The organism is Ramlibacter sp. bp-362 (assembly GCF_054956735.1).
The window spans coordinates 108,221-132,414 of record NZ_JBUDXE010000011.1 but is presented as its reverse complement, the minus strand read 5'-3'; the positions used below and the strand labels follow the sequence as shown (position 1 = coordinate 132,414).

Here is a 24,194-nt window from a genome sequence, read left to right as displayed (position 1 = left end):
GTGAGCGCAGCGAACCCCAGCATCTCGCCCAAAGAAAAAGCCGCCCGAAGGCGGCTTTTTCGCGGTGGCCGAGGCTTACTGCCCGTCGCTGGAGATCTCCTCCGGCTCCGGCTTCGCCTTGCCTTCCTTCTTCGGCAGGGGCTGGATGTCCAGCTGGACGTCCGCCTTTTCCTCGCCCTTCTCGTCGGTCTTCAGCTCGATGTCCACCGTCAGGCGCCCACCTTCCGTGAGCCGGCCGAACAGGAGTTCGTCGGCCAGCGCCCGGCGGATGGTGTCCTGGATCAGGCGCTGCATCGGCCGCGCGCCCATCAGCGGGTCGAAGCCCTTCTTCGCCAGGTACTTGCGCAGGTTGTCCGTGAACGTGACCTCGACCTTCTTCTCGGCCAGCTGCTGCTCCAGCTGGAGCAGGAACTTGTCGACGACGCGCAGGATGATCTGCTCGTCCAGCGGCTTGAAGCTGACGATCGCGTCCAGGCGGTTGCGGAACTCGGGCGTGAACAGCCGCTTGATGTCGGCCATCTCGTCGCCCGGGCTGCGCTCGGTCGTGAAACCGATCACCGCCTTGTTCATGGTCTCGGCGCCCGCGTTCGTGGTCATGATGATGATCACGTTGCGGAAGTCGGCCTTGCGCCCGTTGTTGTCCGTCAGCGTGCCGTGGTCCATCACCTGCAGCAGCACGTTGAAGATGTCCGGGTGCGCCTTCTCGATCTCGTCGAGCAGCAGCACCGCGTGCGGCTTCTTCGTGACCGCCTCGGTCAGCAGGCCGCCCTGGTCGAAGCCGACGTAGCCGGGAGGCGCGCCGATCAGGCGCGACACCGCGTGCCGCTCCATGTACTCCGACATGTCGAAGCGGATCAGCTCGATGCCCATGATGTAGGCCAGCTGCTTCGCCGCTTCCGTCTTGCCGACGCCCGTGGGGCCGGAGAACAGGAAGGCGCCGATCGGCTTGTCGCCGCGGCCCAGGCCGCTGCGCGCCATCTTCACGGAGGCAGCCAGCACTTCCAGCGCCTTGTCCTGGCCGAACACGACGCTCTTGAGGTCGCGCTCCAGGTTCTGCAGCTTGCCGCGGTCGTCGTTCGACACGGACGCGGGCGGAATGCGGGCGATCTTCGCCACGATCTCCTCGACTTCCGCCTTGGAGATGGTCTTCTTGCGCTTGTTCACCGGCAGGATGCGCTGGGCGGCGCCGGCCTCGTCGATCACGTCGATGGCCTTGTCCGGCAGGTGGCGGTCGTTGATGTACTTGGCGCTCAGCTCCGCCGCCGCCTGCAGGGCGTTGGCGGCGTACTTCACGCTGTGGTGCTCCTCGAAGCGGCTCTTGAGCCCCTTGAGGATCTCGATCGTCTGCTCCACGCTGGGCTCGACCACGTCGACCTTCTGGAAGCGCCGCGACAGGGCCGCGTCCTTCTCGAAGATGCCGCGGTACTCGGTGAACGTGGTCGCGCCGATGCACTTCAGCTGGCCGCTCGAGAGCGCCGGCTTCAGCAGGTTGGACGCGTCCAGCGTGCCGCCCGACGCCGCGCCGGCGCCGATCAGCGTGTGGATCTCGTCGATGAACAGGATCGCGTTGGGCTTGTCCTTCAGCGAGCGCAGCACGCCCTTGAGGCGCTGCTCGAAGTCGCCGCGGTACTTGGTGCCCGCCAGCAGCGCGCCCATGTCGAGGGAGTACACGGTGGATTCCGCGAGGATCTCCGGCACGTCCTTCTGCACGATGCGCCAGGCCAGGCCTTCGGCGATGGCGGTCTTGCCCACGCCGGCCTCGCCCACCAGCAGCGGGTTGTTCTTGCGGCGGCGGCACAGGATCTGGATCACGCGCTCGACCTCGTACTCGCGGCCGATCAGCGGATCGATCTTCCCGTCACGCGCGGACTGGTTCAGGTTCAGCGTGAACTGCTCGAGCGGCGAGGCCTTCTCGTTCTTCTCCCCGCCCTCGCCCTCTTCGGACGAGGCGTTCTCGCCGCTCTTGGCGGGCTCCGGCGGGTCGCTCTTCTTGATGCCGTGGGCGATGTAGTTCACCACGTCCAGCCGCGTCACGCCCTGCTGGTGCAGGTAGTACACGGCGTGCGAGTCCTTCTCGCCGAAGATCGCGACCAGCACGTTGGCGCCGGTCACTTCCTTCTTGCCGTTGCCGGTGGACTGCACGTGCATGATCGCGCGCTGGATGACGCGCTGGAAGCCCAGGGTCGGCTGGGTGTCCACGTCGTCCGTGCCCGCGACCTGCGGGGTGTTGTCCTTGATGAAGTTCGCCAGCGACTTGCGCAGGTCGTCGATGTTCGCGCTGCAGGCGCGCAGGACTTCGGCCGCGCTGGGATTGTCCAGCAGGGCCAGCAACAGATGCTCCACGGTGATGAACTCGTGGCGCTGCTGGCGCGCTTCCACGAAGGCCATGTGGAGGCTGACTTCCAATTCCTGGGCAATCATGAGATTTCCTTCTGCCTGTCGTTCAAAACTTTCTCTCTTCCTCTGAGTGTCCGGCTACTCTGCCGGTTCACTCAAACACTGCAGGGGGTGCCCCGCCTGCCGGGCGGCTTCCTGGACCTGCTGCACCTTGGTGGCCGCGACGTCCCTCGAATAGACGCCGCAGATGCCTTTTCCGTCGAGGTGGATCTTCAGCATGATCTGCGTGGCCGTCTCCCTGTCCTTGTTGAAAAACTCCTGGATCACCACGACCACGAATTCCATGGGCGTGTAGTCGTCGTTCAGCATGACGACCTGGTACATCTGCGGGGGTTTGGTCTTCTGGGTTTTCCGCTCCGCCACCACAGAGCCGCCGTCGTCGTCCGACGGCCGGATCACGGGCCCGGCCGGAGGAGGAAGAGGTGTCTGACTGGCCATGAAAATCATTCTATCGAGCGGGAATCCGGCCCGCCGACCCAAGGTGAAATGGCGACGGTCCCGTCACATTCAAGCGACAGGATTTCGCGCCGTCCGCGGCAGCCCGCACGGGGGCGCCGGACGAGCAGAAACGCTTGCGCGGCGCGCACTTGCGTGCTACTAAGTGAAAATATTGACAGCTGAGCGGTCTTCAAGGACACTCGCGCGCAATCGAGGGAACAAAAAACGGGGGCGCGCATCATGGCGACCGGCACAGTCAAGTGGTTCAACGACGCCAAGGGCTTCGGGTTCATCGAGCCCGACGGCGGCGGTTCGGATGTCTTCGCCCATTTCTCGGCGATCACCATGGACGGCTTCAAGACCTTGAAGCAGGGTTCGCGCGTGAGCTTCGAAATCCAGCAGGGCCCCAAGGGGCAGCTGGCGCAGAACATCCAGGCCCAGCCCGGCCCGATCCAGACGCAGCCCGCGACGGGCACCGAGCGTCCGCCCCGCCAGCCGAAGGTCCGCGCGCCGCAGTTCCATGCGCCCAGCGGCCACGGCAGCGGCGGCGATCACATCAACAAATAGGGGCGGCCGCCCCGAAAAAAAGCCGCCCTCGGGCGGCTTTTCTCGCTCAGGCGGCGACCCAGACGCCGTCGCCCCGCCGGCAGGCCGTTCCCTGCGTTCGCTGCACGCCGTTGGGGCCGCGCACTTCCAGGGTGTAGGGGCGGCAGTGCCGGCCCGAGCGCATGACCACCTGCTGCGGCACCACGACGTAGGTGGAGGGGCCCTGGACCCACTGCACGCGGTGGTTCACCGGCGCGACCTCCAGCACCTCGCCCACGCAGGCCTGGTTGCCGGAGTCGATGCGGCGGCCGATCTCGCCGCCCACCAGGACGCCGGCCACGGCGCCGCCGATGGTCGCGAGCGCGCGGCCGTCGCCCTTGCCGATCTGGTTGCCCAGCACGCCGCCGACCACGCCGCCCAGCACGCTGCCGACGGCGGCGCTGTTGCAGCGGACCACGCCCGTCGCGACCGGCTGCGGCCGGTACTGCGGCGCGTAGACGTATTCATTCTGCTGGCGCACGATCCACGGCGGATACACCATGACGGTGCGCGTGGGCGCGGGCTGCACGACGACGACGCGCTCGCGGGGGACGCGGCACGTGCGCTTCTCCTCCATCTCGCCGTGCTTCCACTTGCGTTCGACCTTGCAGTCGCCGTCCCAGAATTCTTCCTTGTGCTTCTTGTGGCCCCAGGCGTGGCCGTGGCCGTGGCCCGGGTCGGCGAAGGCCACCGGCGCGGCGCAGTAGGCCGCCAGGGCGGCGAGGATGATGGTGTGACGCATGCGTTGCTGTTCTCGAGTGATGCTCCCACCGCAACGGTAGCGCGGCGGCGCGCGTTGACGCCGCCGTTGATACCGCTGTAACGACCGGTTGGCGCGCCGCCTCAGAGATCGAAATGGATGCCCTGCGCCAGCGGCAGCGCGGCGCCGCGGTTGATCGTGTTGGTGCTGCGGCGCATGTAGTTGCGCCAGGCGTCGGAGCCCGACTCGCGGCCGCCGCCCGTTTCCTTCTCGCCGCCGAACGCGCCGCCGATTTCCGCGCCCGAGGTGCCCAGGTTCACGTTGGCGATGCCGCAGTCGGAACCGGCGGCGGACAGGAAGGCCTCGGCTTCGCGCAGGTCGTTGGTGAACACGGCCGACGACAGGCCCTGCGGCACGCCGTTGTGCAGAGCGATCGCCTCGGCGAAGTCGCGGTAGACCATGACGTACAGGATGGGCGCGAAGGTTTCCTCGCAGACCACGGGCGTCTGGGAAGGCATCTCCACGATCGCCGGCTCCACGTACCAGGCCTCCTGCGCAATGCCTTCGGGCAGCACGCGCTTGCCCCCCGTCAGCACGCGGCCGCCCTCGGCCTGCGCCCGCTCCAGCGCCCGCTGCATGGACTCGAAGGCGCGGCCGTCGATCAGCGGGCCCATCAGCACGCCCTCTTCCAGCGGGTTGCCGATGCGCACGCTGCGGTAGGCGCGCACCAGGCGGTCCAGCAGCTCGGCCCGGCGCGACTCGTGCACGATCAGCCGGCGCGTCGTCGTGCAGCGCTGGCCCGCGGTGCCCACCGCGCCGAACACGATCGCGCGCACGGCCAGCTCCAGGTCGGCGCTCGGCGCGACGATGAGGCCGTTGTTGCCGCCCAGTTCCAGCAGGCAGCGGCCGAAGCGCTGCGCGAGGACCGGCGCGAGCGCGCGGCCCATGCGCGTGCTGCCGGTGGCCGACACCAGCGGCACGCGCGGATCGGCCGCGAGCGCCTGGCCCAGCGCCTGGCCGCCGACCAGCAGCTGCGACAGGCCGTCGGTCTCGCGCGCATCGCCCCAGCGGCCGGCGGCGCGCTCGAAGAGCGCCTGCACGGCCAGCGCCGTGAGCGGCGTCTTCTCCGACGGCTTCCAGATCACCGGGTCGCCGCAGACCAGCGCCAGCGCCGCGTTCCAGGACCACACCGCGACGGGAAAGTTGAAGGCCGTGATCACCCCCACGACGCCCAGCGGGTGCCACTGCTCCATCATGCGGTGCTCGGGCCGCTCGGAGGCGATGGACAGGCCGTGCAGCTGGCGCGAGAGGCCCACGGCGAAGTCGCAGATGTCGATCATCTCCTGCACCTCGCCCTGCCCTTCGGCCACGATCTTGCCGGCCTCGATGGAGACCAGCCGGCCCAGGTGCTCCTTGTGGCGGCGCAGTTCCTCGCCCAGCAGCCGCACCAGCTCGCCGCGGCGCGGCGCCGGCACGTCGCGCCAGCGCGTGAAGGCGGCGGCGGCGCGGGCGATCGCCGCATCGGCCGCCGCCGCGTCGTGTTCGCGCAGCCGAGCCAGCACGCTGCCGTCGATGGGCGAACGCACGGCCAGCGTGCCGCCCGCCAGCCCGCCGGGCTCCAGCCCGAGCGCCGCCCAGGCGGCCTGCAATTCGCTGTTCATGTCCTGCATGGGATCTCCCTTGTCTTCAACCGATGGATTCGACCTGGCGCAGCGCCTCGTAGGCCCGCCCGAAGCGGTTGGCCAGGAAGTCCGGCAGGGCGATGCGCTCCTGGGCGATGAAGCCCGAGCGCGGCAGCTTGCCGGCGCGGAACAGGTCCACCGCCGCGCACACGCCGGCGGCCGTCGTGATCTGGATCGCCGAGAGCGGCTGCGCCGCCTCGCGGTCCGCGAAGATCTTGCGCGCGAACACCTCCTGCACGAGGTCGCCGCCCTTGAGGCCGCTGGCCGTCACGAACACCAGCACCACGTCCTGCATGGTCGTGGGCACGGCACGGCGCAGGATCGCCTTGAGCGTCTCCTGGTCGCTCTTCAGCTGCAGCTCCTCCAGCAGCACGCGCATCAGGGCGTTGTGGCCGGGGTAGCGCACGGACTTGTAGTCCAGCGTGCGGGCGCGGCCCCGCAGCGTCTCGCAGAGCGTCCCCAGCCCGCCGCTGGTGTTGAAGGCCTCGTACTCGGTGCCGTCCAGGCTGAAGTGCTCCAGGCCTTCCAGCGGCAGCACCTCGATCATCTCGCCGTCGCGGATCGCCTCGCAGGGGTGGCAGTACTCGTTGATGAGCCCGTCCACGCTCCAGGTCAGGTTGTACTTCAGCGAGTTGGTGGGAAAGGCCGGCAGCGCGCCGACGCGCATCTTGAGGTCGTGCAGCGTGTCGAACTGCTGCGCGAGGTGGTAGGCGACGATGCTGATGAAGCCGGGCGCGAGACCGCACTGCGGCATGAAGGCCGTGCGTGCGTCCCGCGCCAGGGCCTTGATCGCGCGCGTGGCGGCGACGTCTTCCGTGAGGTCGAAGTAGTGGCAGCCGGCCTCGGCCGCGAGCCGCGCGGTCTGGGCCGCGAGGTGGTAGGGCAAGGCGTTCACCACCGCGTCGTGGCCGCGCAGCGCGTGCAGCAGGACGGCGGGGTCGGCACTGTCCAGCGTGCGCACCTCGATGGCGGGAGCGGCCAGGCGCTGCAGCGCGGCCGGGTCCCGGTCCAGCACGGTGAGGGCGTAGTCTCCGGTGGCCGCCAGCTGGCGGGCGATGGTCTGGCCGATGTGGCCGGCCCCGAGGAGAGCGATCTTCATGCCCTGATTGTGGGCGAGGCACGAGCGGGCGGGGGTGCCCCCACCCCGACCCTCCCCCGGAGGGGGAGGGAGCTGGGAGGCGTCAGCCTTGCAGGGAGGCCAGGGCGGCGTTGAAGGTCGGGCTGGGGCGCATCACGGCGTTGACCTTCTCGCGGTCCGGCAGGTAGTAGCCGCCGATGTCCACCGGCTTGCCCTGCACGCCGTTGAGCTCGGCCACGATCTTCTGCTCGTTGGCGGCGAGCGCCTTGGCGAGCGGCGCGAAGCGCGCGGCCAGTTCCTTGTCCTCGGTCTGCTCCGCCAGCGCCTGGGCCCAGTACAGCGTCAGGTAGAACTGGCTGCCCCGGTTGTCCAGCTCGCCGGTCTTGGGCGACGGGCCCTTGGCGTTGTCCAGCAGCTTGCCGGTGGCGGCGTCCAGCGCGGCGGCGACGATCTTCGCCTTGGCGTTGTTGGTCTTGATGCCCTCGTCCTCCAGGCTCACGGCCAGGGCGAGGAATTCACCGAGCGAATCCCAGCGCAGGTGGTTCTCCTCCACCAGCTGCTGCACGTGCTTGGGCGCGGAGCCGCCGGCGCCCGTCTCGTACATGCCGCCGCCGGCCATCAGCGGCACGATCGACAGCATCTTGGCGCTGGTGCCCAGCTCCATGATCGGGAACAGGTCGGTCAGGTAGTCGCGCAGGATGTTGCCGGTGACGCTGATCGTGTCCATGCCGCGGATCACGCGCTCCAGCGTGTAGCGCATGGCGCGCACCTGGCTCATGATCTGGATGTCCAGGCCGCTGGTGTCGTGGTCCTTCAGGTAGGTGCGGACCTTCTTGATCACCTCGTTCTCGTGCGGGCGGTACGGGTCCAGCCAGAAGACCGCCGGCATGCCGGAGTTGCGCGCGCGCGTGACGGCGAGCTTCACCCAGTCGCGGATCGCCGCGTCCTTCACCTGGCACATGCGCCAGATGTCGCCCTGCTCCACGTTCTGCGACAGCAGCACCTCGCCGGTGGCGAGGTCGGTGATGTTGGCGACGCCGTCCTCGGGGATCTCGAAGGTCTTGTCGTGCGAGCCGTATTCCTCGGCCTGCTGCGCCATCAGGCCGACGTTGGGCACCGTGCCCATGGTCCGCGGGTCGAAGGCGCCGTGCCACTTGCAGAAGTTGATGACCTCCTGGTAGATGCGGGCGAAGGTCGACTCCGGCATCACGGCCTTGACTTCCTTCAGGCGGCCGTCGGCGCCGTACATCTTGCCGCCCTGCCGGATCATCGCCGGCATGGAGGCGTCGACGATGATGTCGTTGGGCGAGTGCAGGTTGGTGATGCCGCGCGCCGAATCCACCATCGCCAGCTCGGGGCGGTGCTCCTGGCAGGCGTGCAGGTCCAGCTTGATCTCGTCCTGCTTGGATGCCGGCAGCACCTTGATCTTCTCGTACAGGCTGGCGAGGCCGTTGTTCGGGTTCACGCCCAGCTCCTCGAACAGCTTGGCGTGCTTCTCGAAGGCTTCCTTGTAGAACAGGCGCACGCAGTGGCCGAACACGATGGGGTGCGAGACCTTCATCATGGTGGCCTTCACGTGGAGCGAGAACATGATGCCGGTCTTGCGGGCATCCTCGATCTGCTTCTCGTAGAAGGCCAGCAGCGCCTTCTTGCTCATGAACATCGAGTCGATGATCTCGCCGGCCAGCAGCGAGGTCTTGGGCTTCAGCACGATGGTCTTGCCCGACTTCGTGATCAGCTCCATCTTGACTTCGCGGGCCCGGTCCAGCGTCATCGACTTCTCGCCGTGGTAGAAGTCGCCCTCGGTCATGAAGGACGCGTGCGTGCGCGAGGCGGGGCTCCACTCGGCCATGCTGTGCGGGTGCTTGCGCGCGTATTCCTTCACCGCGCGCGGCGCGCGGCGGTCGGAGTTGCCCTCGCGCAGCACCGGGTTCACCGCGGAGCCCAGCACCTTGCCGTAGCGCTGGCGGATCGCCTTCTCCTCGTCGGTCTTCGGGTTCTCCGGGAACTCGGGGACCATGTAGCCCTTGGAACGCAGCTCGCGGATCGCCGCGACCAGCTGGTTCTGCGAGGCGCTGATGTTCGGCAGCTTGATGATGTTGGCATCGGGCTGCAGCGTCTTCTTGCCCAGTTCGGCCAGGGTGTTGGGCACCTTCTGCGCGTCGGTCAGGAATTCCGGGAACTCGCCGAGGATGCGGTTCGCCACGGAGATGTCGCTCTCCACCACGTCGATGCCGGCCGCGGACGCGAAGGTGCGGACGATCGGCAGGAACGAATGCGTGGCGAGGTACGGGGCTTCGTCGGTCAGCGTGTAGATGATCTTGGAACGGTCGGCAGCCAAGGCAGTTCTCTCAGAAGGTTGGTGGCGTCGCGCCACGATGCGAGGGTTTATTTTACGCTGTGGAACAGCGCGGCCTCACATGTGGTCGATCATCACCTGCCCGAAGCCCGAGCAGCTGACCTGCGTCGCGCCTTCCATGAGGCGCGCGAAGTCGTAGGTGACCTTCTTCGACAGGACCGCCTTCTCCAGCGAGCTGATGATCAGGTCGGCGGCCTCCGTCCAGCCCATGTGCCGCAGCATCATCTCGGCCGAGAGGATCTCGGAGCCGGGGTTCACGTAGTCCTTGCCGGCATACCGGGGCGCGGTGCCGTGCGTGGCCTCGAACATCGCCACCGTGTCGCTCATGTTGGCGCCGGGGGCGATGCCCATGCCGCCGACCTGCGCCGCCAGCGCGTCGGAGATGTAGTCGCCGTTCAGGTTCAGCGTGGCCACGACGCTGTATTCGGCCGGGCGCATCAGGATCTGCTGCAGGAAGGCGTCGGCGATCGCGTCCTTCACGATGATGTCGCGGCCCGTCTTCGGGTTGCGCAAGCGGCACCACGGCCCGCCGTCGATCGGCTCGGCGCCGAACTCCTTCTTCGCCAGCGCGTAGCCCCAGTCGCGGAAGCCGCCCTCGGTGAACTTCATGATGTTGCCCTTGTGGACCAGGGTCACGCTGGGCTTGTTGTGGTCGATCGCGTACTGCAGCGCCTTGCGCACCAGGCGCTGCGTGCCCTCGACCGACACCGGCTTGATGCCGATGGCGGAGCTCTCCGGGAAGCGGATGCCGTGGATCCCCATCTCCTGCACGAGGAAGCCGATCACCTTGCGCGCGCCCTCGCTGCCCGCCGGGTATTCGATCCCGGCGTAGATGTCCTCGGAGTTCTCGCGGAAGATCACCATGTTGGTCTTCTGCGGCTCCTTCAGCGGCGAGGGCACGCCCCTGAAGTACTGGATCGGCCGCAGGCAGACGTAGAGGTCCAGCTGCTGGCGCAGGGCGACGTTCAGCGAGCGGATGCCGCCGCCCACCGGGGTGGTCAGCGGGCCCTTGATCGAGACCACGAACTCGCGCGCGGCGGCCAGCGTCTCGTCGGGCAGCCAGACGTCGGGGCCGTAGAGGCGCGTGGCCTTCTCGCCCGCGTACATCTCCATCCACTGGATCTTGCGGCGGCCGGCGTAGGCGCGGTCCACCGCGGCGTCCACCACCCGCAGCATCACCGGCGTGATGTCCACCCCGATCCCGTCGCCCTCGATGTAGGGAATGACCGGCCGGTCCGGCACGTTCAGCGACATGTCGGCGTTCACCGTGATCTTCTCGCCCTGGGCGGGCACCTGGATGTGCTGGTACATGGGGAAATTCTAGTGGCGGGCGCCGTGTCAACCGGCCGGCCTGCTGCCGCGTTGCCGGGTGGTCTGGCATCCGTCAGGCACATCTCACAAAGACAAGGAAACATCCCATGAGCAAGCTCCTCGCCGCCCTCGTCGCCGGCCTCTTCTCCGCCGTCGTCTTCGCCCAGGGCACCGCTGCCCCGGCCGCCGCCGCGCCCGCCGCCGCCGCCCCGGCCGCCAAGGTCGAAGCGAAGAAGGAAGAGAAGACCGAGAAGAAGGCGGCCGCGAAGAAGGCCACCAAGAAGGTCGCCAAGAAGAAGGCCGACACCAAGAAGGAAGCCGCCGCCGAAGAGAAGAAGTCCTGATCGGGCTGCTTCCGGTTGCGCAAGGAGCCGCCTGCGGGCGGCTTTTTGCTGCGCTCCGTGAATACCCCGCCCCCGTCGCTGCGCGCGCATGTCAACGCGGGCGGCGCGCGCGCCGTTACGGATGGGCCCCCGGCCGTTCCGGGAGGCGCCCGCCCCGGATTCCACCCTGAAAGGACCTCTCCATGAACAAGCTCCTCGCCGTCATCCTCGCCGGCCTGTTCTCCGCCACCGTGTTCGCGCAGGCCGCCGCCCCCGCGGCCCCCATGGCCGGCGCCTCCGACGCCAAGGCCGAAGCCAAGGCCCCGGCCAAGAAGGCGACCAAGGTCGCGAAGAAGTCCAGCAAGAAGTCGGTCAAGAAGGCCAGCGCCAAGAAGGCCGTCGAGCCCAAGACCGACAAGAACTGAGCACCGCCTCGCACGGCGCGAATGCCCGCCCGCGCGCGGGCATTCTGCATTTGTTCCCGCACAATGGCACCATGAAGAAGTCCCTCGTCCTCGCCGCCGCCCTGGCCGCCTGCGCCGCGTTCGCCCAGGAGCCGCAGATGAACCTGCCGCGCGTGAAGCTCAATGCCGGCATGCACGTGATCGACGCCCAGGTGGCGTCCACGCCCGACCAGCGCATGACCGGGCTGATGCACCGCAAGGAGATGCCGCAGCACGAGGGCATGCTGTTCGTGTTCGAGTACCCGGCGCAGCAGTGCTTCTGGATGAAGGACACCCTGCTGCCCCTGGCCGTGGCCTTCGTGGCGGACGACGGCACCATCGTCAACATCGACGAGATGAAGCCCCAGACGCTCGACGCGCACTGCTCGGCGAAGCCGGTGCGCTACGTGCTGGAGATGAACAAGGGCTGGTTCGCCAAGAAGGGCATCAAGCCCGGCGCGAAGCTGGAAGGCGCGCCCTTCCACTGAACTTCCGAATGCGGACAGCCGGACGCAAAGGTCGCAAAGGATTCGCAGAAGTCGCAATAGGAAACCGGAAGGAAGAATTTTCTTCCTCCTTCATCGGCTGTTCTTTTGCGACCTTTGCGTAACCTTTGCGAGCTCTGCGTCCGGCTGTCTGGCTGTTTGGCTGTCTAGCGCGCGATCAGCCGAAGTTCTTCGCCGCGAATTCCCAGTTCACCAGCTTGTCGAGGTAGGTCTCGACGAACTTCTGGCGCAGGTTGCGGTAGTCGATGTAGTACGCGTGCTCCCACACGTCCACCGTCAGCACCGCGCGGTCGGCGGTGGTGAGCGGCGTGCCGGCGGCGCCGGTGTTGACGATGTCGACGCTGCCGTCCGGCTTCTTCACCAGCCAGGTCCAGCCGGAACCGAAGTTGCCGACGGCCGACTTCACGAAGGCTTCGCGGAAGGCCTGGTAGCTGCCCCACTTGGCGTTGATCGCCTGGGCCAGCGCGCCGGTGGGCTCGCCGCCGCCGTTGGGCTTCATGCAGTTCCAGAAGAACGTGTGGTTCCACACCTGGGCGGAGTTGTTGTAGATCGCGCCCGAGGACTTCTTGATGATGTCCTCCAGGGGCATGTTCTCGAACTCCGTGCCCTTCTGCAGGTTGTTCAGGTTCACCACGTACGCGTTGTGGTGCTTGCCGTGGTGGTACTCGAGCGTCTCCTTGGAGTAGTGCGGCGCCAGCGCATCGATCGGGTACGGCAGGGGGGGCAGGACGTGTTCCATCTTCTTCCTCGGTGGGTTTGTGGTTTGAACGGCCGATTCTAGGGACGATTCGCCGGCTGGGGCAGCACCTGCAGATCAACCGTGCCGTCCGCAAGGGCTGCGCGCACGGCCTGGCCCGCGCGCGCGTCGGCGACGCTGGTGATCGCGCGGCCCGACGCCGCGTCGGTGAGCAGCGCGTAGCCGCGCTGCAGCACGAGCCTGGGGTCGAGCAGCTGCAGGCGCAGCTCGAGCCGCTCGCAGTGCCGCGCGGCCCGCTCCACGCGGCCCGCGGACGCCGCGCGCAGCCGCTCGCGCGACAGCACCAGCGCATCCTGCGCGCGCTGCAGCCGCGTCCCGAGCGCGAAACGCAGCCGCTGCGCCTGCCGCTCGATGCGCAGGTGCTGCTGGGCCGTGCGCGCGGAGGGGCGCCCCAGGTGCGCGGCCGCCTGGTCGAGCCGCTGGTTCGCGCGGTCGAGCCGGCCGAAGGTGGCCTGCTGCAGCCGCTCATGCATCATCGCCAGCGCGGCGAGCCAGGTCTCCTGCGGCTGCGCCGCCAGTTCGGCGGCCGCCGTCGGCGTCGGCGCGCGCAGGTCGGCGCAGAAGTCGGCGATGGTGAAGTCGGTCTCGTGGCCCACGCCGCTCACCAGCGGCACCGGGCTCGCGACGATCGTGCGCGCGAGCTGTTCGTCGTTGAAGGACCAGAGGTCCTCGATCGAGCCGCCGCCGCGCACGAGCAGGATCACGTCGATGCTGCCGCGTTCGGCCAGCCGGTACAGCGCCTGCAGCCCGGCCACGAGTTCGCCCGCCGCCTGGCCGCCCTGCACGGAGGCCGGCGCCAGCACCACCGGCACGTGCGGCGCGCGCCGCCGCAGGCAGGTGACCACGTCGTGCAGCGCCGCCGCGCCGAGCGAGGTGACGATGCCGATGCCCTTGGGCAGCAGGGGGAGCGGCCGCTTGCGGCCGGCGTCGAACAGGCCCTCGGCCTCCAGCTTCGCCTTCAGGCGCAGGAACTGCTCGAACAGCGCGCCCTGGCCGGCCCGCCGCATGCTCTCGACGATCAGCTGCAGGTCGCCGCGCGGCTCGTACACGCCCAGTCGCCCGCTCACCTCCACCAGCTCGCCGTCGCGCGGCGCGAAATCCAGCAGCCCGGCCGCGCGGCGGAACATGGCGCAGCGGATCTGCCCCTGCGCATCCTTCAGCGAGAAGTAGCAGTGGCCGCTGGCCGCGCGCGAGAAGCCGGTGAGCTCGCCGCGCACCGTCACGGGATTGAAGCGCGCTTCGAGCGCGTCGGCCACGGCGCGGCACAGCGCGCCCACGGCCCAGACGCGGCGCGCGACGCCCGCCGCGAGGTTTCCGTCCGTCAACAAACCAGGCACTCCCGAGGGTAAACCCCATGGAATTCCATCCACAGCGTGCTCCAGAGGCCCTTCGTGCCGGACGGCCGCGCGCCAACGCAGATTTCTCCGAGCAAGTGCTTGATCTGCAAAGGGAAATTCCTGCTCATTTGGTCATCGTTCTGTCTGGGTGAAGCACTGGCGCGGGCCGGCGGGGTGGCGAGGGGCCTTTCTCAACAAAGTTATCCACAACTTTTGTGAGTGTCGTCCTACGGCCACGCGGCTACGTCCTACAGTGCGCAACTCGCTGATAATCCGGCGACGCGAGGCGCGCGAAATGACGCCCTTCCAGCAGTAAGAGACCCGGCGGAGTACCCCTTTTGCTTTCGATCATACAAGCCGCAGGCTGGCCGATCTGGCCGCTGGTTGCCTGCTCCATCCTCGCCCTCGCCCTGGTCATCGAGCGCTTCCTGAGCCTCAAGACCGCCAAGGTCGCGCCGCCCCGCCTGCTCGACGAGGCGCTGGCCGTCTCCCGCGTGTCGGTGCCCTCGCCCGACGTGGTGCGGCAGCTGGAACAGAACTCCGCGCTCGGCGAGGTGCTCGCCAGCGGCTTCCGCGCGCTCAACTCCGACCCGCGCTGCAGCGAGGCCGACCTGCGCGCCAACATGGAGCACACGGGCCGCGCGGTGGCGCACCGCCTCGAGCGCTACCTGAACGCGCTGGCCACCATCGCCTCGGCCGCCCCGCTGCTGGGCCTGCTGGGCACGGTGATCGGCATGATCGAGATCTTCGGCTCGCAGGCGCCCACGGGCGGCGCCGCCGGCGGCAACCCGGCGCAGCTCGCGCACGGCATCTCGGTCGCGCTCTACAACACGGCCTTCGGCCTGATCATCGCGATCCCGGCGCTGATCTTCTGGCGCTACTTCCGCGGCCGGGTCGACGAGTACCTGCTGACGCTGGAACTGGCCGCCGAGCGCTTCGCCCGCCACCTCAACCAGCTGCGCCGGGCATGAACTTCCGTCCCCGCGTCAAGGAAGAACCGGAGATCAACCTGATCCCGTTCATCGACGTGCTTCTGGTCGTGCTGATCTTCCTGATGCTGACCACCACCTACAGCAAGTTCACGGAGATGCAGCTGAAGCTGCCGGTGGCCGACACCGAGGCGCAGCGCGACTATCCGCGCGAAGTGGTGGTCGCCGTGTCCAGCGACGGCCGCTACATGGTGAACAAGCATGCGGTGAACGGCCGCAGCCCCGACGCGCTCGCGGAGTCGCTGGCCGATGCCGCGAAGATGGGCAAGGATTCGGTCGTGATCATCAGCGCCGACGCGACCGCCACCCACCAGTCGGTGATCACCGTCATGGAAGCGGCCCGGCGCGTGGGCCTGAGCCAGATCACCTTCGCCACCCAGTCCTCGGCACAGGCCGGGGCCAAGTAGCCCGATGGCGCAGGCGCTGCAGCGCGCCTGGCTGCGCCGCGGCCCGCTGGCCAGGCTGCTGCTTCCCGTCTCCCTGCTCTACCGCGCGCTGGTCGCGCTGGCCCGCGCCTCGTACGCCAGCGGCCTGCGCCGGCGCGAGCGGCTGCCGGTGCCGGTGGTGGTGGTCGGCAACGTGGTCGCCGGCGGCGCCGGCAAAACGCCGGTCGTGCTGGCTGTGCTGGAACACCTGCGCGCCCGCGGGCTGCAGGCCGGCGTGGTCTCGCGCGGTTACGGCCGCGCCGGCAGCGGATGCACCGAGGTCGGCCCCGATGACGATCCCGCGCGCGTGGGCGACGAGCCCCTGCTGCTGCGCCGCCGATCCGGCGTCCCGGTCTTCGTGGCGCCGCGCCGCGCCGACGCCGGCCGCGCCCTGCTGCGCGCGCATCCCGGCACGCAGGTGATCGTGAGCGACGACGGCCTGCAGCACCACGCGCTGGCACGCGACCTGGAGATCTGCGTGTTCGACGGCCGCGGCACCGGCAACGGCTGGCTGCTGCCGGCGGGGCCGCTGCGCGAACCCTGGCCGCGGGCCGTGGACCTGGTGCTCGTGCACGGCGGCGCGCCGGGCATCGAAGGCCACGCGATGGAACGGCGGCTGGCGGCGCACGCGGTGCGCGCCGACGGCGCCACGCTGCCGCTCGCGCAGCTGCGCGGCCAGCCCGTGCATGCGCTGGCCGGCATCGCCCGGCCCGAGACCTTCTTCGCCATGCTGCGCGGGCAGGGCCTGGACCTCGCCGCGACGGTCGCGCTGCCGGACCACCACGACTTCGCTTCCGCCCCCTTCCCGCCGGGCGCCACGCTGGTCTGCACGGAAAAGGACGCCGTGAAGCTGTGGCGCCTGCGGCCCGACGCGTGGGCCGTTCCGCTCGAGGTGGCGATCCCCGATGCGTTCTGGCAGGCATTCGATCGCCTGCTCGATGCGCGGCTATCATCGCCGCATGGATCCCCGCCTCCTTGAGCTGCTGGTGTGCCCCGTGACCAAGGGGCCGCTGGACTACGACCGCGAGCGCCAGGAACTGCTCTCGCGCAGCGCCCGCCTCGCCTACCCGATCCGCGACGGCATCCCGGTGCTGCTGGAGGAGGAGGCGCGCACCCTCAGCGACGAGGAACTCGAGCGCCTGCCCCCGCGCACGCCGCTGGTCTAGGCGCATGGGTTTCACCGTCCTGATCCCGGCGCGGCTGGCATCGACCCGCCTGCCGGACAAGCCCCTGGCCGACATCGGCGGCCTGCCCATGGTGGTGCGCGTGGCGCAGCGCGCCGAGCAGTCGGGCGCCGCGCAGGTCGTCGTGGCCGCCGACAGCGAACGCATCGCCGACGCCTGCAGCCGCCATGGCGTGCGCGCCGTGCTGACGCGGCCCGACCACCCCTCCGGCAGCGACCGCCTGGCCGAGGCCTGCGAGCAGCTCGGGCTGGGCGGCGACGACCTCGTGGTCAACGTGCAGGGCGACGAGCCGCTGATCGCGCCGGCGCTGATCGACGCGGTGGCCGGCCTGCTGCAGCAGCGGCCGCAGGCCAGCATGAGCACCGCCGCGCACCCGATCGCGTCGCTCGCGGAGTTCACCAACCCGAACGTCGTGAAGGTCGTGCTGCAGGCCGACGGCCTGGCGCTCTACTTCACGCGCGCGCCCATCCCGTGGTGGCGCGACGGCTTCGCGCAGGGCGTGAACGCCCTGCCCGACCCGGCGCCGCTGCGGCACATCGGCATCTACGGCTACCGGGCCGGCTTCCTGCGCGACTTCCCCCGCATGCCGCCCGCGCCCGTGGAGTCCTGCGAGGCGCTGGAGCAGCTGCGGGCGCTGTGGCACGGCCACCGCATCGCCGTGCACGTGAGCGACGAGGCGCCGGGCGCGGGCGTGGACACGCCCGAGGACCTCGAGCGCGTGCGCCGCCGGTTCGCCGCCGGCGCCTGAGGCCCCCCGCCGCGCGCGGGGGTGCATGCTATCCTCTGCCGCAACGGCGCAGGCCGGCGCGGGAGGCGCCGCGGCCACCGCGCCTCCCGCTTCCAGGAAAACCGAGGATTCCCCCATGAGACTGATCCTGTTGGGCGCGCCCGGCGCCGGCAAGGGAACACAGGCAGCCTTTCTCTGCCAGAAATACGGCATCCCGCAGATCTCCACCGGCGACATGCTGCGCGCGGCCGTCAAGGCCGGCACGCCGCTGGGCCTGGCCGCCAAGAAGGTCATGGACTCCGGCGCGCTGGTCAGCGACGACATCATCATCGGGCTGGTGAAGGAGCGCATCGCGCAGCCGGACTGCGCGCGCGGCTTCCTGTTCGACGGCTTCCCGCGCACGATCCCGCAGGCGGAGGCGATGAAGAACGGCGGCGTGAAGATCGACTGCGTGCTGGAGATCGACGTGCCCTTCGACGCGATCGTCGAGCGCATGAGCGGCCGCCGCTCGCATCCGGCCTCGGGCCGCACCTACCACGTGAAGTTCAACCCGCCCAAGGTCGAGGGCAAGGACGACGTGACCGGCGAGCCGCTGATCCAGCGCGACGACGACCGCGAGGAAACGGTGCAGAAGCGCCTGGAGGTCTACGCCGCCCAGACCCGCCCGCTGGTGGAGTACTACAGCAACTGGGCCAAGGCCGACCCGCAGAACGCCCCGAAGGTGCGCCGCATCGACGGCCTGGGCAGCGTGGAAGAGATCACCGCCCGCGCGCTGCAGGCGATGGCGGACTGCTAACGCATCAACTCCAACATCAACGCGATCCTCGCCTTCACCGGCGAGAGCCCGTCCATCCCGGGGATCGCGTCGCCTTCCCGCCCGAACACCCGCCCCTGCGCGCAGCGTGCGCTGCGCCGGACAGCCACGCCCTGCTGCTGCGCCGCGAGCAGCGCCTCTTCGAGCGCGTGGTGCACCGTGCCGTTGCCGGTCGCCGCGACGACCAGGCCCGCCACGCCATCGCGCACCAGCGCATCCACCGTCGCCGCGGACGCGCCGGCGTAGCTGAAGACCACCTCCACCCGCGGCCAGGCCTCGGGATCGGGCACCGTCGCGGCATTGCGCAGCGCCGGCCCCTGCGGCCACGCGCGCAGCACGCGCAGCCGCCCTTCCTCGACGTAGGCGATCGGCCCGGCGTCGCCCGAGCTGAACGCATCGGCGCGCCAGGCGTGCAGCTTCTGCACGTCGACGGCACCGTGCACCGCGCCCGCGAACACCACGCTCACGCCCTGCGCGATCGGCGAGGACGCGACCGCGAGCGCGTCGACGAGGTTCTGCGGCCCGTCGGCCGCCGCCGAAGTCGCCGGGCGCATCGCGCCGGTCAGCACCACGGGCTTCACCGGCGCGAGCACCGCGTGCAGGAAGAAGGCCGTCTCCTCCATCGTGTCGGTGCCGTGCGTGACGACGATGCCGGCGACCTCGGGCCGCGCGAGCCAGTGCGCGCAGCGCCGGGCGAGGCTGCACCACACCGCGAAGTCCATGTCCTTGCTGTCGATCTGCGCCACCTGCTCGGCGCGCACGTCGATGTCGGCGGCGAGCGGCAAGCCGCGCAGCAGGTCCTCCACGGCGATGGCCGCGGCCTGGTAGCCGAGGTTGTCCTGCGCCGATGCGGCGCGTCCCGCGATGGTCCCGCCGGTGCCCAGGACGACGATTGTTCTTCGACTCACTTGCATTCCCGTGGAAACTGTTGAAAAATACAGGTACTGGATATCAACACAGTGCACCCACCGAGGAGCCCGCCATGATGGACACGCCCAAGCTGACGGCCCGCCAGCAGCAGATTCTGGACCTGATCCAGAGCGCGATCGCGCGCACCGGCGCCCCGCCCACGCGCGCGGAGATCGCTGCGGAACTCGGCTTCAAGTCCGCCAACGCCGCCGAGGAACACCTCCAGGCGCTCGCGCGCAAGGGCGTCATCGAGCTCGTGAGCGGCACGTCGCGCGGCATCCGCCTGCGCGGCGAGGCGCTGCGCTCCATCAACGAATCGCGCCACAAGCAGTTCGCGCTGCCGCTGCCCGGCATGGCGCAGCTGGCGCTGCCCCTGGTGGGCCGCGTCGCGGCGGGCTCGCCCATCCTCGCGCAGGAACACGTCGACCAGACCTACTACGTCGAAAGCGGCCTGTTCCAGCGCCGGCCCGACTACCTGCTGAAGGTCCGCGGCATGTCGATGCGCGACGCCGGCATCATGGACGGCGACCTGCTCGCCGTGCAGGCCACGCGCGAGGCCAAGAACGGCCAGATCATCGTCGCGCGCCTTGGCGACGACGTCACCGTGAAGCGCTTCCGCCGCAACAAGCAGGTGATCGAGCTGCACGCGGAAAACCCCGACTACCCGACCATCGTGGTGGAGCCGGGCGAACCCTTCGAGGTGGAAGGCATCGCCGTCGGCCTGATCCGCAACACGATGCTGATGTAAATCCCCGCGGCCGCCGCAGGTGGCAGGCGTATGGCGAGGCGTCGCCATCACCCTGCGGCCGCCGCATGTCCAACCAATCCTGCCTGTGTCTTGCGCGAACAGGAGCTGTCACATGGCAACCGCATTCTTCCTTCCCCTCTCCCACCTGCTGCAGGCGCTCGCCGCCTTCTTCGCGCCGCCGCGCGCCGTCGCCGTGCCTTGCGCCGTGTCGCGTCCGGCCGCGCGCCGCATGGCGCAGCCCGCGCCGGCCAAGCCCTTGCGCGTCGTCCGCGTGCTGGAGCCCAGCGCCCCGCGCGCGATCGCCGGGCGCATGGTGATCTCCGGCCGCCTGGCCGACGTCTGCGCCGAACTCGACCGGCTCGCCGCCCTGGAAGCGCGCTAGCGCTTGCCGCCGGACAGGTAGTCCGCCTTGCCCAGGTCCACGCCGTTGTGCCGCAGGATCGCGTACGCGGTGGTCACGTGGAAGAAGAAGTTGGGAAGGGCCCAGGTGGTCAGGTAGGCCTGGGCCGTCATGGTGCGGGTGGCCTCGCGGCCCGCGGGGAAGGTGATCTCCTTGTCCTCGGTGCCGTCCAGCGCGCTGGCCGGCACGCTCCCCAGATAGTCCACGGTCTTCTGGATGCGGGCCTTCAGCTCGGCGAAGGTCGTCTCGGTGTCGTCGAACTTCGGCGCCTCCCGGCCCGAGATGCGCGCCACGGCCAGCTTGGCCGCGTCGCAGGCGATCAGCACCTGCCGCGTGAAGGGCAGCATGTCGGGCGCCAGCCGGAAGTTCGCCAGCACCGCCGGGTCGAACTTGCGTGCCTGCGCGTTGGCCTCGCCCTTGTCGAGGATGTGCACCAGGTTGCGCAGCATGTGCTGGAACAAAGGCACGCTGGCTGCGTACATGGACATCGCCATCGGAATTCCCTCCTGTCTGGAAAGGCCGCATCGTACGCCGGCCGCGCCCGGCGCGCCGGCCGCGGCACCGCCGCGGCGGCCAAGGCACAATCGAGGGAATGAACATCGTCATCCTCGATGATTACCAGGACGCCGTGCGCAAGCTGCAGTGCGCGTCCAAGCTGGAGGCGTATCCGGCCAAGGTCTTCACCAACACCGTCAAGGGCATCGGCCAGCTGTCGGTGCGCCTGCGCGACGCGGACGTGATCGTGCTGATCCGGGAGCGCACCGCCATCTCCCGCCAGCTGGTGGAAAAGCTGCCGCGCCTGAAGCTGATCTCGCAGACCGGGCGCGTCGGCGCGCACATCGACATCGAGGCCTGCACCGAGCGCGGCATCGCCGTCGCCGAGGGCGTGGGCTCGCCCGTGGCGCCGGCCGAACTGACCTGGGCGCTGATCATGACGGCCATGCGCCGCCTGCCGCAGTACATCTCCAGCCTCAAGCACGGCGCCTGGCAGCAGTCCGGCATGAAGTCGGCCTCGATGCCGCCCAACTTCGGCATCGGCATGGTGCTGCGGGGCAAGACGCTGGGCATCTGGGGCTACGGCAAGATCGGCCAGCTGGTGGCCGGCTACGGCAAGGCCTTCGGCATGCGCGTGCAGGTCTGGGCCAGCCCCGAGTCGCGCGCCAAGGCGGAGGCCGACGGCCTGATCGCCGCGCCCAGCCGCGAGGCCCTCTTCGCCGAGAGCGACGTGCTGAGCCTGCACCTGCGCCTGAACGAGGAGACCTTCGGCATCGTGAAGCTGGAGGACCTCAACCGCATGAAGCCGACGTCGCTGATCGTCAACACCTCGCGCGCCGAACTGATCGAGCCCGAGGCGCTGATCGCCGCGCTCAACCGCGGCCGCCCGGGCATGGCGGCCATCGACGTCTTCGAGAGCGAGCCGATCCTGCAGGGCCACGCCCTGCTGCGGCTGGAGAACTGCATCTGCACGCCGCACATCGGCTACGTGGAGCAGGAAAGCTACGAGCTGTACTTCGGCGCCGCCTTCGACAACGTCGTGAACTACATCAAGGGCACGCCCACCAACATCGTCAACCCGGGAGCGCTGCAGGTGCGGCGGTGAGCCGCAACGGGGTCCTCTGGGCCCTGCTGTTCGGCAACTTCGTGATCGGCACCGGCGTCATGACGGTGCCGGGCACGCTGGACGAGATCAGCAGGGCGCTGGACGTGTCGATCGCCACGGCCGGCCAGCTGATCTCCGCCGGGGCCGTGCTGATGTGCGTGGGCGCGCCGCTGTGCGCCGCGCTCGTCGCCGGCTGGGACCGCCGCCGCCTGCTCGCGTTGTCGATGGCGTGGTACGCGCTGCTGCACCTGGCCTGCGCCCTCGCTCCCGGCTTCGCCTCGCTGCTGGTCCTGCGCGTGCTGGCCCTGGTGGCGCCCGCGATCTTCACGCCGCAGGCGGCGGCCTGCGTGGGCCTGCTGGTGCCGCCGCAGGAACGCGGCCGCGCGATCACGTTCATCTTCCTGGGCTGGTCGCTCGCCTCGGTGCTGGGGATGCCGATCGCGGCCTACGTGGGCGGCACGCTGGGCTGGCGCAGCGCCTTCGGCGTGGTCGCGGTGCTGAGCGTCATCGCCGGACTCTGGGTGTGGCGCGCGATGCCCGACGGCGTGCAGCCGGCGGCGCTGTCGAAGGCCGCGTGGGGCGAGACCTTCCGCTCGCGCGCGCTCATGACCGCCGTGCTGGTGACGGTGCTCTCCGGCGCCGGCCAGTTCGTGCTGTTCTCCTATTTCGCGCCCTACTTCCGCGAGAAGCTCGCCGTCACGCCGGCGCAGCTGAGCCTGTACTTCATGTGGTTCGGCGCCTTCGGCCTGCTGGGCAACATGCTCATGGCCCGCTCCATCGACCGCATGGGCGCGCCGCGCGCGGTGATGATCGGCATCGCGCTGATGGCCGCGAGCCTGCTGCTGTTCCCGCTCGGCACCAGCCTCTGGCTCGCCGCCGCCGTGAGCGTGCCCTGGGCGCTGGGCTGCTTCTCGTCGAACTCGGCGCAGCAGGCGCGCCTGGTCGGGATCGCGCCGCCGCTCGCGGCCGCTTCCGTGGCGCTCAATTCCTCCGCGATCTACGCCGGCCAGGCGATCGGCGCGGGCGCCGGAGGCTGGCTGATCGCGCGCGGCGGCATGGACTGGCTGCACTGGGCCGGCTTCGTCGGCCTGCTCGCCGCCATGGCGGCGAGCGCGCTGGCGACGCACTACGCGCGGCGCGAGGCCTGAGCCGGCCGGTCAGGCCGGCTTGCGCGCGCCTGCGGCCGTCTCGTCCCAGGCGCTGACGTCGAAGTCCAGCGGCGCCAGCTCGGAGGCGGGTTCGTCCAGGTCGATGTCCACGCCCAGGCGCGGCGAGGCCGGCGGGATCAGCAGCCGGTCGCGCTCGCCCGGGCCCGTCGCGGGCGCGTCGAGCGCGTTGAGCGGCTGCAGCGTCGTGTCGCTGCGCCGCGGCCGGGCAGCGGCACCCTCCGCCTCCTGCGCCGGGGCGCCGAGGTCGCGCGCGACGTGGAACAGCAGCACCAGCTCGCGGTAGGCCTCCAGGCTGAAGGGCTCCGCGCCGGGCAGGCCCGGCTTGCGGAAGATGGACTCCTCGATCACCTCCAGCACCTTCGGCGAAGGCCACAGCGCGACGATGCGGCTCAGCGCCCGGCTGTAGCTCTCCAGCGATGGCGTCGGCTGCCCGAACTGGTCGAACTCCGGCACCTGCGCCGTGAAGCGCTGGCGGAACTCCGCGCGCAGCCGGTCGAAGGAAGCGCGCTTGCCGAGGCCGTGGTACAGCTCCAGCAGGTCCAGCCAGGCGAGCGCGCCGGTTTCCACCGGCCCGCGCACGTGGCCCTCCAGCAGGCCGACCGCCTGCTCCGGCTCGCCGATCGACAGGAAGAAATCCGCCTTGTCGTGGACGTCGATCAGTTCCTGCACGCCCACCATGCGCAGGCTGGCGTGGCCGCCCCCGGCCGGCACGGGGTCGGCGGGCGGCACGACGATGGGCACGGGCGCCACCGGGCGGGCCGGCGGTGCCGGCGGCGCCTCCACGGGGATGTCCACCGCCTGCGAGGGCGGCGTGGCGTCCTGCGCCTCGAACCAGCGGCGGACGCGCTCGAGCCGGTGCAGCTGGTACCAGCGCCGGGCGAGCCAGGCCAGCAGCAGCGCGAGCACCACGGCGAGGCCCGCCGCCAGCCGGCGCGCGAAGGCGCGGCTGGCCTGCAGCTCGTCCACCTGCGCGCGCAACTGCGCGACCGCGGCGGCGTCGCTGCGCGTGCGCTCGCGCGCGGCCTCCAGCTCGCGCTGCGCGGCCTGCAGGCGCTGCGCGTCCTGCACGGCCAGCTCCGGCCCGCCCTGCGCGCGCCGCCAGAGCGCGGCCAGGCCTTCACGCTGCCGCGGATCGGCCAGCGGCTGCGTCGCGAGTTCGGTGGTGAGGCGCAGGACGGGATCGTGCTCGATGGCGAGATCCAGCGCCTCGAGCCGCAGGCGCGGGGGCGCGGCGGGGGCGCAGACGGGCAACGCTGCGCAGGCCGCAAGGGCCAGGGCGCGGACGGTAACCGTGTGCAACATCGCGAGCCATT

General features: G+C 69.9%; 25 protein-coding genes and 1 pseudogene. 14 read left to right on the top strand and 12 right to left on the bottom strand.

Going from position 1 to position 24,194, the window contains the following annotated elements; genetic code table 11:
• Window positions 1-75 precede the first annotated feature (75 nt).
• The gene (clpA, locus tag ACY0MJ_RS16580) at window positions 76-2,421 is read right to left on the bottom strand and encodes an ATP-dependent Clp protease ATP-binding subunit ClpA (RefSeq protein ID WP_462639623.1); all 2,346 of its coding nucleotides are present in this window, start codon (window positions 2,419-2,421) and stop codon (window positions 76-78) included.
• Between the two features lie 54 nt (window positions 2,422-2,475).
• A complete protein-coding gene (clpS, locus tag ACY0MJ_RS16575) occupies window positions 2,476-2,844 on the bottom strand; it encodes an ATP-dependent Clp protease adapter ClpS (protein WP_462639622.1) in 369 nt (122 codons plus the stop codon).
• A 231-nt stretch (window positions 2,845-3,075) separates the two neighbouring features.
• Between clpS and ACY0MJ_RS16570 the strand changes: the two are divergent.
• Window positions 3,076-3,273, top strand: a pseudogene (locus tag ACY0MJ_RS16570) (cold-shock protein); the annotation flags it as partial.
• A gap of 175 nt (window positions 3,274-3,448) precedes the next feature.
• On the opposite strand, the gene ACY0MJ_RS16565 reads toward ACY0MJ_RS16570, so the two are convergent.
• The 5 genes from ACY0MJ_RS16565 to icd form a co-directional block, all read right to left on the bottom strand.
• Window positions 3,449-4,162, bottom strand: coding sequence for a glycine zipper 2TM domain-containing protein (locus ACY0MJ_RS16565; RefSeq protein ID WP_462639620.1), 714 nt, complete (start codon window positions 4,160-4,162; stop codon window positions 3,449-3,451).
• Between the two features lie 101 nt (window positions 4,163-4,263).
• Complete coding sequence (gene amaB / locus ACY0MJ_RS16560; RefSeq protein ID WP_462639618.1) at window positions 4,264-5,790, bottom strand: L-piperidine-6-carboxylate dehydrogenase; 1,527 nt, start codon at window positions 5,788-5,790, stop codon at window positions 4,264-4,266.
• A gap of 16 nt (window positions 5,791-5,806) precedes the next feature.
• Window positions 5,807-6,901, bottom strand: coding sequence for a saccharopine dehydrogenase family protein (locus ACY0MJ_RS16555; RefSeq protein ID WP_462639616.1), 1,095 nt, complete (start codon window positions 6,899-6,901; stop codon window positions 5,807-5,809).
• Between the two features lie 82 nt (window positions 6,902-6,983).
• On the bottom strand, window positions 6,984-9,221 hold the full coding sequence (locus tag ACY0MJ_RS16550; RefSeq protein WP_462639615.1) for an NADP-dependent isocitrate dehydrogenase: 2,238 nt from the start codon (window positions 9,219-9,221) through the stop codon (window positions 6,984-6,986).
• A 75-nt stretch (window positions 9,222-9,296) separates the two neighbouring features.
• The gene (gene icd / locus ACY0MJ_RS16545) at window positions 9,297-10,550 is read right to left on the bottom strand and encodes an NADP-dependent isocitrate dehydrogenase (protein ID WP_462639614.1); all 1,254 of its coding nucleotides are present in this window, start codon (window positions 10,548-10,550) and stop codon (window positions 9,297-9,299) included.
• Between the two features lie 107 nt (window positions 10,551-10,657).
• Here icd and ACY0MJ_RS16540 point away from each other — a divergent pair, with 107 nt between their 5' ends.
• The 3 genes from ACY0MJ_RS16540 (at window position 10,658) to ACY0MJ_RS16530 (ending at window position 11,804) form a co-directional block, all read left to right on the top strand.
• On the top strand, window positions 10,658-10,894 hold the full coding sequence (locus tag ACY0MJ_RS16540; protein ID WP_462639612.1) for a hypothetical protein: 237 nt from the start codon (window positions 10,658-10,660) through the stop codon (window positions 10,892-10,894).
• 182 nt (window positions 10,895-11,076) lie between these two features.
• Complete coding sequence (locus ACY0MJ_RS16535) at window positions 11,077-11,298, top strand: hypothetical protein (RefSeq protein ID WP_462639611.1); 222 nt, start codon at window positions 11,077-11,079, stop codon at window positions 11,296-11,298.
• Between the two features lie 71 nt (window positions 11,299-11,369).
• Window positions 11,370-11,804, top strand: a complete 435-nt coding sequence (locus tag ACY0MJ_RS16530) for a DUF192 domain-containing protein (protein ID WP_462639610.1) — start codon at window positions 11,370-11,372, stop codon at window positions 11,802-11,804.
• A 175-nt stretch (window positions 11,805-11,979) separates the two neighbouring features.
• On the opposite strand, the gene ACY0MJ_RS16525 is transcribed toward ACY0MJ_RS16530, so the two are convergent.
• Together ACY0MJ_RS16525 and xseA are read right to left on the bottom strand one after the other, a co-directional pair.
• Window positions 11,980-12,561, bottom strand: a complete 582-nt coding sequence (locus ACY0MJ_RS16525; protein ID WP_462639609.1) for a superoxide dismutase — start codon at window positions 12,559-12,561, stop codon at window positions 11,980-11,982.
• A gap of 38 nt (window positions 12,562-12,599) precedes the next feature.
• Window positions 12,600-13,904 carry an exodeoxyribonuclease VII large subunit gene (gene xseA / locus ACY0MJ_RS16520; protein WP_462639608.1) on the bottom strand — a complete coding sequence of 435 codons (1,305 nt, stop codon included), beginning with the start codon at window positions 13,902-13,904 and terminating at the stop codon, window positions 12,600-12,602.
• A 350-nt stretch (window positions 13,905-14,254) separates the two neighbouring features.
• Here xseA and ACY0MJ_RS16515 point away from each other — a divergent pair, with 350 nt between their 5' ends.
• The 6 genes from ACY0MJ_RS16515 to adk all read left to right on the top strand — a co-directional run bounded on the left by ACY0MJ_RS16515 (window position 14,255) and on the right by adk (window position 18,037).
• Window positions 14,255-14,887, top strand: coding sequence for a MotA/TolQ/ExbB proton channel family protein (locus ACY0MJ_RS16515; protein ID WP_462639607.1), 633 nt, complete (start codon window positions 14,255-14,257; stop codon window positions 14,885-14,887).
• The gene (locus ACY0MJ_RS16510; RefSeq protein ID WP_462639606.1) at window positions 14,884-15,312 is read left to right on the top strand and encodes an ExbD/TolR family protein; all 429 of its coding nucleotides are present in this window, start codon (window positions 14,884-14,886) and stop codon (window positions 15,310-15,312) included. Before ACY0MJ_RS16515 ends, ACY0MJ_RS16510 begins: the two co-directional genes overlap by 4 nt.
• 4 nt (window positions 15,313-15,316) lie before the next feature.
• On the top strand, window positions 15,317-16,309 hold the full coding sequence (gene lpxK / locus ACY0MJ_RS16505; protein ID WP_462639605.1) for a tetraacyldisaccharide 4'-kinase: 993 nt from the start codon (window positions 15,317-15,319) through the stop codon (window positions 16,307-16,309).
• Window positions 16,290-16,496, top strand: a complete 207-nt coding sequence (locus ACY0MJ_RS16500; protein ID WP_462639604.1) for a Trm112 family protein — start codon at window positions 16,290-16,292, stop codon at window positions 16,494-16,496. The genes lpxK and ACY0MJ_RS16500 overlap by 20 nt, the downstream gene beginning before the upstream one ends.
• Before the next feature lie 4 nt (window positions 16,497-16,500).
• A complete protein-coding gene (gene kdsB, locus ACY0MJ_RS16495) occupies window positions 16,501-17,262 on the top strand; it encodes a 3-deoxy-manno-octulosonate cytidylyltransferase (protein ID WP_462639603.1) in 762 nt (253 codons plus the stop codon).
• 115 nt (window positions 17,263-17,377) lie between these two features.
• Window positions 17,378-18,037, top strand: a complete 660-nt coding sequence (adk, locus tag ACY0MJ_RS16490) for an adenylate kinase (protein WP_462639602.1) — start codon at window positions 17,378-17,380, stop codon at window positions 18,035-18,037.
• Here the strand turns inward: adk and ACY0MJ_RS16485 are convergent.
• Window positions 18,034-18,969, bottom strand: a complete 936-nt coding sequence (locus ACY0MJ_RS16485; protein ID WP_462639601.1) for an asparaginase — start codon at window positions 18,967-18,969, stop codon at window positions 18,034-18,036. The genes adk and ACY0MJ_RS16485 overlap by 4 nt on opposite strands.
• Window positions 18,970-19,037: 68 nt before the next feature.
• On the opposite strand from ACY0MJ_RS16485, the gene lexA reads away from it, so the two are divergent.
• Together lexA and ACY0MJ_RS16475 are read left to right on the top strand one after the other, a co-directional pair.
• Window positions 19,038-19,712, top strand: a complete 675-nt coding sequence (lexA, locus tag ACY0MJ_RS16480; protein WP_462639600.1) for a transcriptional repressor LexA — start codon at window positions 19,038-19,040, stop codon at window positions 19,710-19,712.
• Window positions 19,713-19,824: 112 nt separating this feature from the next.
• Window positions 19,825-20,094, top strand: a complete 270-nt coding sequence (locus ACY0MJ_RS16475) for a hypothetical protein (protein ID WP_462639599.1) — start codon at window positions 19,825-19,827, stop codon at window positions 20,092-20,094.
• Here the strand turns inward: ACY0MJ_RS16475 and ACY0MJ_RS16470 are convergent.
• Entirely contained in the window at window positions 20,091-20,606 is a 516-nt protein-coding gene (locus ACY0MJ_RS16470) for a DUF1993 domain-containing protein (RefSeq protein ID WP_462639598.1), read from the bottom strand. The two genes, ACY0MJ_RS16475 and ACY0MJ_RS16470, sit on opposite strands and share 4 nt — an antisense overlap.
• 98 nt (window positions 20,607-20,704) lie before the next feature.
• Here ACY0MJ_RS16470 and ACY0MJ_RS16465 point away from each other — a divergent pair, with 98 nt between their 5' ends.
• Window positions 20,705-21,712, top strand: coding sequence for a D-2-hydroxyacid dehydrogenase family protein (locus ACY0MJ_RS16465; RefSeq protein WP_462639597.1), 1,008 nt, complete (start codon window positions 20,705-20,707; stop codon window positions 21,710-21,712).
• Window positions 21,709-22,860, top strand: a complete 1,152-nt coding sequence (locus ACY0MJ_RS16460; RefSeq protein WP_462639596.1) for an MFS transporter — start codon at window positions 21,709-21,711, stop codon at window positions 22,858-22,860. The genes ACY0MJ_RS16465 and ACY0MJ_RS16460 overlap by 4 nt, the downstream gene beginning before the upstream one ends.
• A gap of 9 nt (window positions 22,861-22,869) precedes the next feature.
• Here the strand turns inward: ACY0MJ_RS16460 and ACY0MJ_RS16455 are convergent, their stop codons facing one another.
• Window positions 22,870-24,183 (bottom strand): hypothetical protein, encoded by a 1,314-nt coding sequence (locus tag ACY0MJ_RS16455; protein ID WP_462639594.1) that lies wholly within the window; start codon window positions 24,181-24,183, stop codon window positions 22,870-22,872.
• Window positions 24,184-24,194 lie beyond the last annotated feature (11 nt).